The 13,378-nt window shown below is 48.4% G+C and carries 12 protein-coding genes; 5 read left to right on the top strand and 7 right to left on the bottom strand.

All coding sequences use genetic code 11. The annotated features are described in order from the left end of the window. Positions 1-52: 52 nt before the first annotated feature. Positions 53-877 carry a DUF2797 domain-containing protein gene (locus tag ACSTTG_RS05620; protein ID WP_438474045.1) on the bottom strand — a complete coding sequence of 275 codons (825 nt, stop codon included), beginning with the start codon at positions 875-877 and terminating at the stop codon, positions 53-55. 171 nt (positions 878-1,048) lie between these two features. Between ACSTTG_RS05620 and ACSTTG_RS05615 the strand changes: the two genes are divergently transcribed. Beyond that, positions 1,049-1,564, top strand: coding sequence for an HAD family hydrolase (locus ACSTTG_RS05615; protein WP_438474044.1), 516 nt, complete (start codon positions 1,049-1,051; stop codon positions 1,562-1,564). Between the two features lie 166 nt (positions 1,565-1,730). Next, positions 1,731-3,104 carry an alpha-amylase family protein gene (locus ACSTTG_RS05610; protein WP_438474043.1) on the top strand — a complete coding sequence of 458 codons (1,374 nt, stop codon included), beginning with the start codon at positions 1,731-1,733 and terminating at the stop codon, positions 3,102-3,104. Between the two features lie 165 nt (positions 3,105-3,269). Here ACSTTG_RS05610 and ACSTTG_RS05605 read toward each other — a convergent pair whose 3' ends face one another. The 3 genes from ACSTTG_RS05605 to ACSTTG_RS05595 are packed head-to-tail and all read right to left on the bottom strand — an operon-like array spanning position 3,270 to position 8,472. Continuing rightward, positions 3,270-6,326, bottom strand: coding sequence for an efflux RND transporter permease subunit (locus ACSTTG_RS05605; protein ID WP_438474042.1), 3,057 nt, complete (start codon positions 6,324-6,326; stop codon positions 3,270-3,272). Beyond that, positions 6,323-7,381: an efflux RND transporter periplasmic adaptor subunit gene (locus ACSTTG_RS05600; RefSeq protein ID WP_438474041.1), complete on the bottom strand. Its 1,059-nt coding sequence runs from the start codon at positions 7,379-7,381 to the stop codon at positions 6,323-6,325. The genes ACSTTG_RS05605 and ACSTTG_RS05600 overlap by 4 nt, the downstream gene beginning before the upstream one ends. Continuing rightward, positions 7,381-8,472 carry an efflux RND transporter periplasmic adaptor subunit gene (locus tag ACSTTG_RS05595; RefSeq protein ID WP_438474040.1) on the bottom strand — a complete coding sequence of 364 codons (1,092 nt, stop codon included), beginning with the start codon at positions 8,470-8,472 and terminating at the stop codon, positions 7,381-7,383. The genes ACSTTG_RS05600 and ACSTTG_RS05595 overlap by 1 nt, the downstream gene beginning before the upstream one ends. A 168-nt stretch (positions 8,473-8,640) precedes the next feature. Between ACSTTG_RS05595 and ACSTTG_RS05590 the strand changes: the two genes are divergently transcribed. Further along, complete coding sequence (locus tag ACSTTG_RS05590; protein ID WP_438458184.1) at positions 8,641-9,381, top strand: TetR/AcrR family transcriptional regulator; 741 nt, start codon at positions 8,641-8,643, stop codon at positions 9,379-9,381. A gap of 4 nt (positions 9,382-9,385) precedes the next feature. Here ACSTTG_RS05590 and ACSTTG_RS05585 read toward each other — a convergent pair whose 3' ends face one another. Next, positions 9,386-9,988 carry a cupin domain-containing protein gene (locus tag ACSTTG_RS05585; protein ID WP_438474039.1) on the bottom strand — a complete coding sequence of 201 codons (603 nt, stop codon included), beginning with the start codon at positions 9,986-9,988 and terminating at the stop codon, positions 9,386-9,388. A 235-nt stretch (positions 9,989-10,223) separates the two neighbouring features. Between ACSTTG_RS05585 and ACSTTG_RS05580 the strand changes: the two genes are divergently transcribed. Beyond that, complete coding sequence (locus ACSTTG_RS05580) at positions 10,224-11,327, top strand: 1-acyl-sn-glycerol-3-phosphate acyltransferase (RefSeq protein WP_438474038.1); 1,104 nt, start codon at positions 10,224-10,226, stop codon at positions 11,325-11,327. A 103-nt stretch (positions 11,328-11,430) separates the two neighbouring features. On the opposite strand, the gene ACSTTG_RS05575 is transcribed toward ACSTTG_RS05580, so the two are convergent. Together ACSTTG_RS05575 and ACSTTG_RS05570 are read right to left on the bottom strand one after the other, a co-directional pair. Further along, positions 11,431-12,027: a hypothetical protein gene (locus tag ACSTTG_RS05575; protein ID WP_438474037.1), complete on the bottom strand. Its 597-nt coding sequence runs from the start codon at positions 12,025-12,027 to the stop codon at positions 11,431-11,433. Between the two features lie 58 nt (positions 12,028-12,085). Then, positions 12,086-12,385 (bottom strand): YfcZ/YiiS family protein, encoded by a 300-nt coding sequence (locus ACSTTG_RS05570; RefSeq protein WP_438458188.1) that lies wholly within the window; start codon positions 12,383-12,385, stop codon positions 12,086-12,088. 409 nt (positions 12,386-12,794) lie between these two features. On the opposite strand from ACSTTG_RS05570, the gene ACSTTG_RS05565 reads away from it, so the two are divergent. Then, positions 12,795-13,265: a TetR/AcrR family transcriptional regulator gene (locus tag ACSTTG_RS05565; protein WP_438458189.1), complete on the top strand. Its 471-nt coding sequence runs from the start codon at positions 12,795-12,797 to the stop codon at positions 13,263-13,265. Positions 13,266-13,378: the final 113 nt, after the last annotated feature.

Genomic DNA, 13,378 nt, shown 5'->3' with positions numbered 1-13,378 from the left:
CTGGAATAGAAAAATGGGCTGCGCACTAGCAGCCCATAACTGGTTCTAGGGGTTAGATACTGACCTCAACCTCATACGAGGTGAATTTACGGATATTAATCACTCCGGTATCAAAAATCAGGTACTGGCCCTTAATGCCCTGCAGGATGCCAGTCACTTGTGGGTTTTTGTCGAAGTTGTGTGAAACGATCTTAGTCGGATGCTGCGTCACTGGGTAGTGCAGTGGTGTGATTACCTCATCTAGGGTGGTAATCGCATCATCGCCAAACTGCTGCTTAAGCTCAGCAATCTTTGGTGCGACCAGCTCGAGGATTTTCTTCGCTTGCTGCTCAAGTTCAAGTGGCTCTCCGTCGCCTTTTAGTAACGCTCGCCAGTTAGTCTTATCCGCTATGTGCTTGGCAATCTCAACCTCAATCAAGCCAGACAGCTGACGAGTTTTGACCTTCAAGATCGGCAAGCCTTGGGTTGCACCTTGGTCAATCCAACGGGTCGGGATCTGAGTATGGCGGGTGATGCCGACTTTGAGGCTTGAGGTGTTGGACAGATACACAAAGTGATTGACCATGCAGTTATCTTCACCCCATTGTGGCTCTCGACAGGTGCCCTGATCGTAATGACAGGTTTCCGGCTTCATAATACACATATCGCAACTGGCAAGCTTCTTCATACAGACAAAACAGTGGCCTTGCGAGTAGCTTTTCTTGGTCTTTTTACCGCAGTTGCAACAGAAGATATTGCCAGTATGCGTCAGGGTAAGGGTTTGACCGATTAGGGGGTTAAGCTCAACCAGTTCGTCTCCAACTGGCAGACGGTAATGGAGGGTAGAATCGAGCTTGGCTTGCATTTTTTTTAATGTGCCGGTAGCAATAGTGGACATTGGCTTCCTTTAGAAATCGTCGTTTTTGTTTTTAAGTATACGAACAGTTTACCCCTTGATGTGAAAACTGAAAACGCCATTTAGCCTAGTCGACGATCATTTGTTCAATGATGAACAGCGTGTTAGGTTAATGATTAACCTATTGTTTAGCAGTCGTTGCAGGGAGAGCGTATGCAAAAGGGAAGCAAAATAAACCAAGTTGTGTTATTTGATTGGGGAGATACCTTGATGCATGATGACCCGAGTCAGCGCGGACCCATGTGTGATTGGCCCTATATTCATTTGGTCGCTGGTGCTCGCCAAGTGCTTGAGCAAGTGAGTCAGTACTATCCAGTCTATGTCGCAACGGATGCCAAGGACTCTACCGAACGTGAGATTGCTCGAGCTTTTGAAAGAGGGCAGTTAGACGAATTTATTGACGGCTATTTTTGTCGCTCCAATTTAGGCGTAGTCAAGGGGAGTAGTGAGTACTTTAGCGCGATAGCGGACCAGCTTGAGGTGGATACGCAGCAGCTAATAATGATTGGTGACAATCTTGAAAAAGACATCCGTCCAGCCATTGCCGCAGGCGCACAGGGGATCTGGCTTCATCCTAATGCTCAAGTCAACACGCCTGCCTCTATCCACCACGTCACTCAACTTGAACAAATACTCGATATTCTCTTCACACAGCTGTGCACTGAGTGATCATTCGGGCGCTGTTTTTGCATCTTTTGGTGTTAATAAGGGCCTGCTACGCCTTTGCTATCCCCCCTGGTTTTCACTGTTAGGGGGGAAAGTGCACCTGCTGGCCTAGGTTATAATCGTCACCAGATACGATTACTTTTACCCGCAGAAAGGGATACCTAAGACAATGAACAGCAATTACCCCAAGCACAGTAATGTAATTCTGCACGCATTTGATTGGCCGTATTCACTTGTTGCCAAGCGCGCATCGCAGATCCGCGCAGCAGGATACCAAACCGTTCTTATCTCACCACCGATGAAATCGAACAAGTCCGACAACGGCACAGAATGGTGGCAGCGATACCAACCTCAAGACTACCGTGTGATTGATAATCAGCTCGGTAACAGTGAAGATTTTAAGGCGATGATCCAGGCCCTTAATGACCAAGGCGTCTGGGTTTACGTTGATGTGGTGTTCAACCATATGGCCAACGAGTCATCGATACGCGATGACTTAAACTACCCAAGTCAGCAAGAGCTTGATGATTATCAAGCGCAGGCGGACTACTATCAGCGCCAAAAACTGTTTGGCGATCTATCACAGCCACTCTTTACCCAAGACGATTTTCTGACTGCATTTCGCATTGAAGACTGGAAAGATCGCTGGCAGGTTCAGACTGGGCGCATTAGTGGTGGTCCTCAAGACCCGGGCTTGCCGAGTCTGTCAGACAATGACCACGTCGTTAAGCAGCAACAAGCCTATCTCAAGGCGCTAAAAGAGCTGGGTGTCAAAGGCTTTAGAATTGATGCCGCTAAACACTTAAGTCTCGAGCACCTGGCAAAGGTATGGACCGAAGAGATTGTTCACGACGTGCACATTTTCGGTGAGATCATCACCGATGGCGGTGCTACTGAAGAGGAGTATCAACTTTTCCTTCAGCCGTATCTTGAGCATACGCGTCTTTCTGCCTATGACTTCCCGCTGTTTCAAACCGTCTTCGACGCGCTAGGCGCTGGTGGCTCACTCAAGTCGTTGATTGACCCCTACAGTTTTGGCCAAGCGCTATCGAGTCGCCGCGCTATCACCTTTGCCGTGACACACGACATTCCGAATAATGACGTGTTCTCAGCGCTTGTGATGGAGGAGCAGGATGAGTGGCTCGCCTACAGTTATATCCTCGGTCGTGATGGCGGGGTGCCATTGATCTACACCGATTTAGACACCAGTGGCATCAAGGCGAGCGATGGAGAGCCGCGTTGGCTCAATGCTTGGCAAGACGACAAAATGATCAAGCGAATCGATTTCCATAATCGAATGCACGGCGAAAAAATGGACCTGATCGAGGCCAGTGACGACCTGTTGGTCTTCTACAGAGGAGAGGTGGTCGAACTAGCCAAGGGCATCGTAGCACTGAATAAATCCAAGCGTGCACAAGAGCTGAGCCTGTCCCTTGAGGGCAGTTGGCAAGACCTGCTGACCGGTGAGTGTTACACCGCGACGGATGAGGAGCTTGTGATTACTATTGGTGCAAAAACTAGTCTGCTGTTGGTGCGGGAATAACTAATAGGAGCGAGGCGCGAGGACGGGCTTTGCCCTTCGGGGAGCGAGGACTTAAAAACGCGCTTTGAGCTACTCGCACCTCGAAACGAAGTGTCCCCGAGCCTCGCACCTAAAAAAATACCCGGGCTGAAACAGCGCCGGGTATTTTGCGTGGTTGTCGTTTACTTAAGCGTTAATGGGCTTCACACGATAGAAGATCGCGAACAGCACAGGTACCACAATCAGGGTCAGTATGGTAGCGAAACCTAGACCCGCCATGATAGTGATGGCCATTGAGCCGAAGAAGGCATCGAATACCAGTGGGATCAGGCCAAGAATCGTGGTTAGGGCGGCCATGCTTACTGGGCGCACGCGGCTGATGGCACTGTCGTAGATGGCGGTGTAGGGGTCCTTGCCGCTATCGATTTCGATGTTGATTTGGTCAAGGAGTACGATGCCGTTTTTCAAGATCATCCCGCTTAGACTCAGCAGACCGAGTAGCGCCGTGAAGCTGAATGGCATGTTGGTCGCTAAAAGGCCAATTGCTACACCGATAATTGATAGCGGAACGGTAGCCCAGATCACCAATGGCTTTTTGATCGAGTTGAACAAGAAGATGGTGATGATAAACATAAACAGATAGCCCATTGGCAGCGACTTAAACATCGCTTCTTGTGCTTCAACGGTTGACTCGTACTCGCCACCCCATTCAACGCTGTAGCCTTCAGGGAGCTCAAGTGCCTCGACAGCAGGGCGTAGTCGGTCAAACAAGCTGGCTGCGGTCTCATCGCCCAAAAAGTCATGGTCAGCGAGAACGGCTAGGGTACGTTTGCGGTCGCGACGCTGGATAAGCGGGTCTTGCCAATCGAGAGTCACGCCATCAATTACCTGTTCAATCGGGATGTAGGTTTGTAATGATGGACTCCAGATATTGAGGTTATTCAACGAGCTAAAGTCAATCCGCTCTTCTTCCGGCAGGCGAACAATCACCGGCAGTGAGTGCGTGCCGTCACGAACAACACCGATGGTATTACCGCCAAAGGCCATTTGCAGTGTGCCCGATAGATCCTGTTTAGAAATGCCTAGGCGGCGAGCCTTGGATTCGTTGAACAGTGGCACCAACTCTTTGGTTCGCTCACGCCAGTCATGGCGAACATTTCTCGAGCCTGGGTCTTGATTAAAGATATCCTCAACACGACGCGCGATATCACGCAGCACTTCTGGACTTGGCCCGGTGATGCGTGCCTCGATCTTTGATCCAGGGGCAGGGCCAAACTCCATCAGTTTGTAGATAAAGGTCGGTGTTGAAAACTCGGATGCCAGCTGTTGGTCGAAGTTTTCCAGCATCTCAAACATCTTTTCACGTGTTTCACTACGAACCGCAAACTGAGCATAGGCTTGATAGCTTTTCTCTGGCTGATAAGTCAGCATAAAGCGCTGCAAGCCTTGACCCACCGTGGTGGTGACAAACTCAACGCTATCTTGCTCGAGAATAAAACTCTCAACTTGTTTTGCTTGCTTTTGTGTTTCGCGAATGTCGGTGCCCTCAGGCATCCACATGTCCAAGTAGAACATTGGCGTGTTTGATGCCGGGAAGAAAGACTGCTTAACGTTACCAAAGCCAACGACGGCCAGCGCAAGCATCACCACCATGGATGTCATGGTTAGCCAGCGGAATTTAAGCGCGAATTTGAGTAGTCCACCAAAGATGACAAATAGCATGCCTTTATAAGGATCTTCCTCAGAGTCGGCGATCTTGTCTTCTTCTTTGAGCAGCAAATCAGCAAGGAAAGGCGTCAAAGTCAGGGCGGTGACCCAGCTTAAGAATAGCGAGTAACACAACACCCAGAACAGTGAGCCCATAAACTCACCGGTGGCGTCTTCTGATAGACCAATCGGAGCAAATGCTGTGATGGCAATAACGGTGGCACCAAGCAGAGGCCACTGAGTTTGTTTGACGATATCGGTAGCGGCTTGAAGCTTGGTTCGACCTTTCTTCATTCCGACCAAGATGCCTTCGACGACAACGATGGCATTATCAACCAGCATCCCCAGCGCAATGATCAAGGCGCCAAGAGAAATACGGTGTAGCTCGATGTCGTTATAACTCATCAAGATAAAGGTGCCGAACACGGTTAGCAGAAGAACTGCTCCAATGATCAGGCCACTGCGCAAGCCCATAGCAAACAGCAGGACGATAATTACGATGCCAACGGCCTGTGCCAAGCTGACAATAAAGGATTTAACTGACTCGTCAACCTCAGCGGACTGGTTGTACAGATAGTGCAGCTCAATACCGGCAGGCTTTATATTTTCAAGCATTGCCAGCTCTTGCTCGAGCACTTGGCCGACCTTAACCACGTTGACACCGTCACTAAACGAAATACCAACGTTGATGGCAGGCTTGCCATTGAATGCAATAACGTTGGTCGGGATCTCTTGCACGCCGCGACTGACATCGGCCACATCCTTGAGGCGGATTAGCTGCCCGGTATCACGGCCATGAATAATCAGATTCTCAAGTTCCTCTACTGAGCTAAGGTTACCACTTGGGCGAATAGTGAGAGACTGACCATTGATCATCACCTTACCCGCAGAATTAACGCCACTTTGCTGGTTCAATATACCTATGACTGTATTCATATCTAGGTTAACAGCAGTAAGACGCTCGAGTGAGATCTCAACGAACAACTGCTCTTGCTGATCACCGGCAATCGATACCTTACCGACACCATCGACAAGTTCAATTTCTCGGCGAAGGTAATCAACGTAGCGTTTAAGTTCGACGTAATCATAGCCGTCTCCGGTGACCATCAACATAATGCCAAACACGTCACCAAAGTCATCGATGATATTGACTCCCGCAACACCGCTTGGCAGGGTAGGTTGAATATCATTGATTTTACGCCGCATCTCATCCCAGATTTGCGGAAGTTCATCAGGGCCATACTCCATGCCCATGCTGACCATAATCTGGGTCATGCCGTTGGATGAGGTGGAGCTGATCTTATCGACATAAGGCAGGCGACGGATCTCTTTCTCCAGCGGGTAGGTAAGCTCTTCCTCAACTTCTTGAGCAGTCGCGCCGGGATAGCTCGCGATCACCATCGCATCTTTTAAGGTAAACGCTGGGTCTTCCAAGCGACCTAGTTGACTAAATGAACTCACGCCACCAATCGCGAGGATGACTAAGAACACCCAGCTGATCACGCGGTTTTTGATTGAATACTCAGCGATGTTCACTGCTGTGCTCCTTTAATGATCATACCTTCACGCAGTGTGCGTAGATTGGAGTTGGCGATGGTATCGCCTAGGTTGAGTCCTTGGGTAATAATCGCCCCGTTGTGATCGACGCGATCAACTTGGACTGGCGTGCGGAAAACGGCACTATCCTCAACTCGCCAGACATAAAAACTGTGTTGGTCAGCATCGATAGCGGTCATAGGTACCGCAAATCCGCTAGAGTAATCCAAACCCGCTTGGCTTAAGTCGACTGCGATTGATACGCTGGTACCCGGTACGATGGTTTTTTCTGGCTGCGGCATGGTCAGCCACATCTGATAGCTCTGGCTTGAGCTGTGCAGCTCGCTGGTATGCTCAAGGTAGCTCAGCTGATAGGTTGCCGAATCGCCGGCAAATTGTGCATCAGGTCGATAGGTGCTGCGCTTGGCAGTGCCGGTTTGCGTGCGCGCTAGGATCGCATCTGGAATCGTGATTTCAACGTAAACCAAGGTCGGATCATAGAGGCTAACGACCGGCTCGCCGACATTGACCTGCTCAAAGTCTTGCTTGAACACTTCAGAGACCATGCCATCGAATGGAGCACGCAGTTTGGTGTAATTAACCTGATTTTTGGCGAGATTGAGGTTCGCCATGGCGAGCTTGTAATTTGCCGACAACTCATCGAGCTCAGCCTCTGAGACCATGTTACTTTGCTTGAGCTCACGCCCACGGCTAAGCTGTCGAGCGGCTAGTTGCATGCGTGCATTCGCATCGGCAAGTTGCTCTTGCGCCGTATCATCATCAAGGATCGCGATAACTTGCCCCTGCTTAACCAATTGTCCTTCGGCAACGGCAATTTTTTTGATTTCACCATGGCGCAAGAAAGCAAGTGGTGTAAGCTCTGCCGGCACCACTTGGCCGTTAAAAATTCGCTCCTGACCTTCGACTGTGACGTCCATGCTGATGGTCTCGATGATCTGAGTTGGTTTCTCGCGATGCTCAACGACAGGAGAGCAGCCAGATAAGGCAATGCTTGTCATTGCCGCTGATAGGGCAGTAAGTTTGAATAAGCGCATTAGATCCCACCTTCTTGAGTCCATGGTCGAACGGTCTGTCCTTCAACCAGCTTGTGAGTTCCTGCTTGAACAATAAGGTCACCCTGTGACAGGCCTGATACAACATTACCAGCGGCATCCATAGTAACTTCAACCTGTTGAATGGTTCGAGTAAGTGGATCAAAACGCCAGACTAAGCCTGCATGCGCATCTTTTGAAACCCACGCCGTTTCAGCGATTTGGTAGTGACGGACAGGCTCTGGGCTCGGTACATTAACCTCACCGGTCATATCGGTAAGCAAGTTCATTGATGGCGGTGTTTTGATTGTCACACGCGCGGTGTAGCTATTGGTGTCGGCATCTGGACGGGTCGAAATCTCTTTGAAGCTGGCTACGATGCGTGTATCTCGGTGCGTATCCATGGTCACTGAAAGCTCAGCCATTGATAGGTGATCAAAGCCGTGTCGCTCAACATAGGTGACTGGCAAAGAAAACTTAACGTCCATCTGGTTGGTATCAAGCAAGGTCAGAATCGCTTGGTTAGCCCCTACAATTTGATGCGGCTTAACGTGCGACATCGAGATCAACCCAGTGAAAGGCGCAACAATTCTCGTCTGATCAAGCTCAATTGAAGCCTTATTCAGCGCAATACGCGCCGCTTTGTAAGCGGTTTCGGCCTGTTCAAAGGCATCGGCACTGACTAGCTTACGTTCGACTAAGGTTTTTGAGCGCTCATATTGAGTTTTGGCCAGTTGATATTCGGCCGCACGAGCGTCATGAGCAAATTGGTAGTCGCTGCTTTCCAAGCGAGCGATCTCCTGTCCCTTGACGACATAGTCACCCATATTGACATGAACAGCTTCAATTCGGCCGCCTACTAGGAACGACAGCAGTGCGCGATCGGTGGCTTCAATCTTGGCGACAAATCGATCCTCGGGTGTCGTGGAAAGATCTGGCACCTCGATCAGCTTAACTGGGGTGATCGGGTTGTGTACCTCGCTGGAGACTGCGTTATCACAGCCGGACAAAAGCGCAGCCAATAAGGTTACACCAAGTAATGCTTCGACCGGTTTGTTTTTCCACCAATTGGAAAAGGCGTTGGGTTGGCTCATTCTCTATCTCTTATTGCACAAGTGGACAATTAATTGCTATACATGTGGGCAGTATATTCAAATGCTGTGATTGATCAACGCATATTTTCCACCTGGACAATAAAAATGATGAATTTTGATGAGGTTTATGATTACAATTAGCGTGTAACAACAAACAGAGTGACAGAGATGAGTGAAATAGCTGAGAGAAAACAGGGCCGTAGAAGCGCGCAGGATGCGGAGAACACTAAGCGCCGTATTATGTACGTCGCGGCATTGTTATTCTGTGAGCATGGCTATGACAAGGTTTCACTGCGTAATATCAGTGAGAAAGCTGGCGTTTCCCACAGCTTGATCCGCCATCACTTTGGTAGCAAAGAGAAGATCTGGCAGAGCATCAGTGATGGCTTACACGAGTATATGGAGCACTATCGAGATGCGCTGATCGAGCATCTAGGGGACAAAATGGCTCTGAATGAGTTTATGTATCAGTTTTCGATTCGCATGCTTGCCCTGATGCTGGTTCAACCCGCCCCAATCCAGTTGATTGCCGATGCGGTGCGCCAACAAACCGATCAGCTAGTCGACTACTTTATTAGTACCACCGATCGGATGCAGGTATTCTTTATCGAGTTGGCTGAGAAGCACAATCGTGAGTTTCCTGAGCGTGCAATCAATATTTATGAGTTCAAGTGGCAGATGATGCTATACGCACATGGCGCGGCGTCATTGAGACCGTTTATGGCGGAGATCTGGGAAGACAAGCCTGATATCAACGAGCGTTTATTAGCGCATTGGAAGATGTTTGAAAATTATGCCGCACAAAGCTTAGCCATTGCACCTGCGCAGCGCAGCCAGCCAGAAAAACTGACTGACTTGGTTTTGGGAGATATGATTGACTGCTTTAAGGACGAGTGCTTTCTCTCTTAACGCATTAGTCCTGAGCGACTAGAGCATGATAAAGCGCGTGGAATTGCTCGACTCGCCCGGCAAATAGCTTGGTCGCGATATCATCATCTTTGCGTCCAGAGAGCTTCATTTTTCGTGCTTCTCGCACCAATAAGCCAAGATGTATCTCTTTCTCACCGAGTGGCTTGTGAGGCGCCCATTGAGAGATTCTCTCTGATAGGGGGGAGAGGGTAAGCTGTGGCTTAAGCGTGATGCACTCATACTTCACGACCTTGAGTAACGCCTCGGTATAATCTTGATTGATTGACGGTAAAGAGAGCTTTTCTATCAAGCTGAGCAAAAGCGGTGTATCGGCGACATAGCCCGCTTGTTTGGCGAACTTAGCCTTAATGCGCACCGAGATACTCACTTCATGAACCACGCTGTTGGGTAGCTGGGTTGTGGCACACAGGCAGTCGAACGGCAACCAAAACAATTGACCCGGCTCGATCGCGTACTCAAGTTTACCCAGGCGCACCAACATTAATCCTGACTCGACATAGATCAATTTATGTTTCAGGCTGTTGCGTCGGCCTGTGACCTGAAGGAAAGGGGAGTTGAGCCGTTTGTGTTCGATTGCGAAGTTCATAGAAAAAACCGTGTAACTTAGTTGGACGGGTAGTTTAAACCAATTCGAAATTTTGTATACCCAAGGGTGCGACAGCACCGACCTTTTGCGTCAATCGTGGGAAAAACACAGTAAATCACACCAGAACCATTACTGGTTTGTGGTCTGACCATGGTGATTATGCCCTATCAGGTGCTGTGCTAAGGCGGCAGGCAGCGTAGAATAATTGCGAATTTACAGTGACGTATTACAGATTATGACCGACAAGACAGACCCTTATTTTGATATTCGCCCTTACAACGATGATGAAATTCCTGCTGCTATCCAGCGACTAATCGATGATGAAGAGTTTATTCATGCAATCGTTGACCATAGATTTGCAGAGAAACCAGTTTGGTTAAGAGCCTTGCTCATGCCTGTAGTTAAAGCTTATCTGAAGCTTAAGTGGGCAAAGCTAAACAGCGTTGAGGCTATTCAACAAGAGGTGAAAAAATACCTCGACCGTGCTTTAGAGCAGACCACAAATGGCGTGACTTACAGCGGTCTTGATAGGCTTGATTCGAACACGTCTTACTTGTTTGTCTCTAATCATCGCGATATCGCTATGGATCCTGCCTTGGTGAACTATGGTCTTCATCAGCAGGGACATCGTACGATGCGAATCGCGATAGGGGATAATTTGTTGAAGAAGCCTTGCGCGACTGAGCTTATGCGCCTTAATAAGAGCTTTATCGTTAAGCGCTCGGTCAAAGCACCTCGTGAAATGATGAAGGCACTCGGCACCTTGTCAGCGTACATAAAGCACTCGCTCGACACGGGTAACTCTATCTGGATTGCGCAGCGTGAAGGCCGAGCAAAAGATGGCAATGATTATACCGATCCCGCGATCCTAAAAATGTTTCACGTCGAGGGGCGTAAGCAAAAAATCGCCTTCGGTGATTACATTCAATCGCTCAAGATTGTGCCTGTTTCTATCTCTTATGAGAATGACCCTTGTGATGTGGCTAAGGCATTGGAATTACATGCTAAGGCGACACATGGCGAGTACGAGAAGGGTGAGTTTGAAGATATTGAGAGTATCATTCAGGGGATTATCGGCAACAAAGGCCGTGTGCATGTCGCCTTTGGTGATGTGATTGAGGAGGGCTTTGAAACGCCTGAGCTACTGGCCAATGAGATAGACCGCCAAATTCATGATCACTACAAGCTCTTCCCGATTAATCAACTGGCTGCCGGTGATGAAACGGTAGAAACCAGTGTTAAGCAAGCGATGAGTGACAAGCTCAAGCAACTGCCTCAAGAGGCACAGCCCTATCTGGTGGCAAGTTATGCCAACCCAGTCAATAATAAACCTGCCTGATTTAAGCCAGATTTTTCAAGTAAGAGTGCATCGCAGTGATACCATACTCGCGGTGTGCTACTTCGCGAGCAACTCGGTGTATTAACGCATCTGCCTTAGTATGCTAACGCACAACAACGCCACCTAACTCGAGTTCGTCAGGCCATTGGCTGATGGTATTTCCCCCCAAAAAGAGATTACCGCCAATGTGTATTCGACTCGGTAGGCTGGTGATGTTTGAGCCCCCGATATACAGGTCCCCTTCGATAAGTAAACCCTCGGGCAGTTGGGTGAGTGGCGTGCGAATAACACTTAAGTCGCCTCGAACATGCAGGGCCTCGGGAAGTGTTTGTAACGCAGTATCGGTCAGGTTTAGATAGCCACCCAGATTAACACCAGCTGGCCAGTGCTCAATTGGCGTACCCAATAGATTGGCGAAACCGCGAATATAAATCCCGGCAGGGACATGAGCAAGCTGACTATTGGCAGCGTCCAGGCTACCTTCAACGCGCAGTCCTCTTGGTAGTGCCTTGATGGGTGAGCGAGCAATCAGTAGATTTCTTTTTACCTCTAGACCGTCTTGTAAGCGAGTATAGGGTTTATTCCTCAGATCGAGATTACCGTAACTGTCTAGGTGGTTGAGCATTTGGTAATAGCCGAGTGGCTCTGCACTGAGACTTAGGCTGGTCGTCAGGCAAACGAACGATAAAAATCGTTTCATAAGGATAGGCTGCATGCGAAGAGTGGGCTTAAGCCGAAACGCTTAAGCCCGGATTGAATTAGCGGCTTAGTGCGCGCGTCTTAAGTTCGAAGATAAGCTTTTCAGCACTTACTTCAAACTGGAAACGAGCAGAGAGTTCAGTGCTTGAGCCTTCCGCTAGCGCGCTTTCGAATTTTACGTTTTCATTCACTTGCTTTGCCAGCTCCACGTACTTCGCAAGCTCTGCTTCAAGGGCTGCTTCACTTGGTGCAAAGATCGATACCTCAGCAACATCATCACCTTCTTTGATGATGAAACCCATTTCGCCTGCACAACCACACGCTTCACATACTTGAGCTTCGACTTCATTATTGTTCATTACTACTTCTCCTAAAGGTGAATTTATTGTTTGGTCCTATCTTACTCATTCAAGCCAACGAAGGCTACAAAATTGAACTCAAGTTATAAAAATTATCAAAAAATTTGAAACGATTCAGAGTAATAACTCAGACATAAAAATCTGCCGTTAAGCAAAGGAAATGGCTCAAAAGTGTGATCTTCGTTCAAAAATATACAGTTTGGCGGATGGTAAAACGTGAAAAAGTCCGAATTTTCATTGTGTTACAACTTCAGATGTTTCATCATTCACGCCCATCACGCAGTTGGTAGAAATTAATTTGTGTAATTTCGAAATTATTTTCTTGAATTTCTCATTAATGAACCAAAAAATCCACAAAGATGGGTAGGTTGAGAAGGTGTTAGGGGCTTACAAACAATGAGGCGAACCAATGCCAAAACGGACTAAAGAAGACACTGAAATAACGATTCAAACAATAATGGATGCGGTAGTCGATCAACTACTGACGCTGGGCTATGACAAGATGTCATACACCACCCTGAGTCAGCAGACTGGCATTTCACGTACGGGCATATCTCATCATTTCCCGAAAAAGACCGACTTCGCCGCCGCTATGGACGGGCGTATCTTCAAAATGTTTGTTTCGCATCTCGATACCGAAAAAGGGATTGAAGGCTTCACAGCAAGTTGGATTGCTGCACTAGAAAATAGTGAAGAGTTTGTCGCAATATTGCGTCTACTTTTTCACCATATTGTGGCAACAGACAGCGCGTCTGATTTTGCCAACAATGGTGTGGAGCGAGTGTATCGTTTGGCAGAGACGGAGTTTGGCTCAGAAAGCGCTGAAAGGATTGAATGGCTGATGGGTAAATCACTGATAATGATGAGTCGACAGGCTTAGTTGAACCACCTCATCTCGTGATCGAAAAGGCGAACTTAGTGCTCAACTGGGTTCGCTTTTTTGTGTCTGCTTGTCTGTTATTCGCATCCCCTCAAGTATAAAATGACGGACAT

Source organism: Vibrio glycogenivorans (genome assembly GCF_051660965.1).
Lineage (GTDB): Bacteria > Pseudomonadota > Gammaproteobacteria > Enterobacterales > Vibrionaceae > Vibrio.
This window is presented reverse-complemented; position numbering and strand designations above follow the sequence as displayed.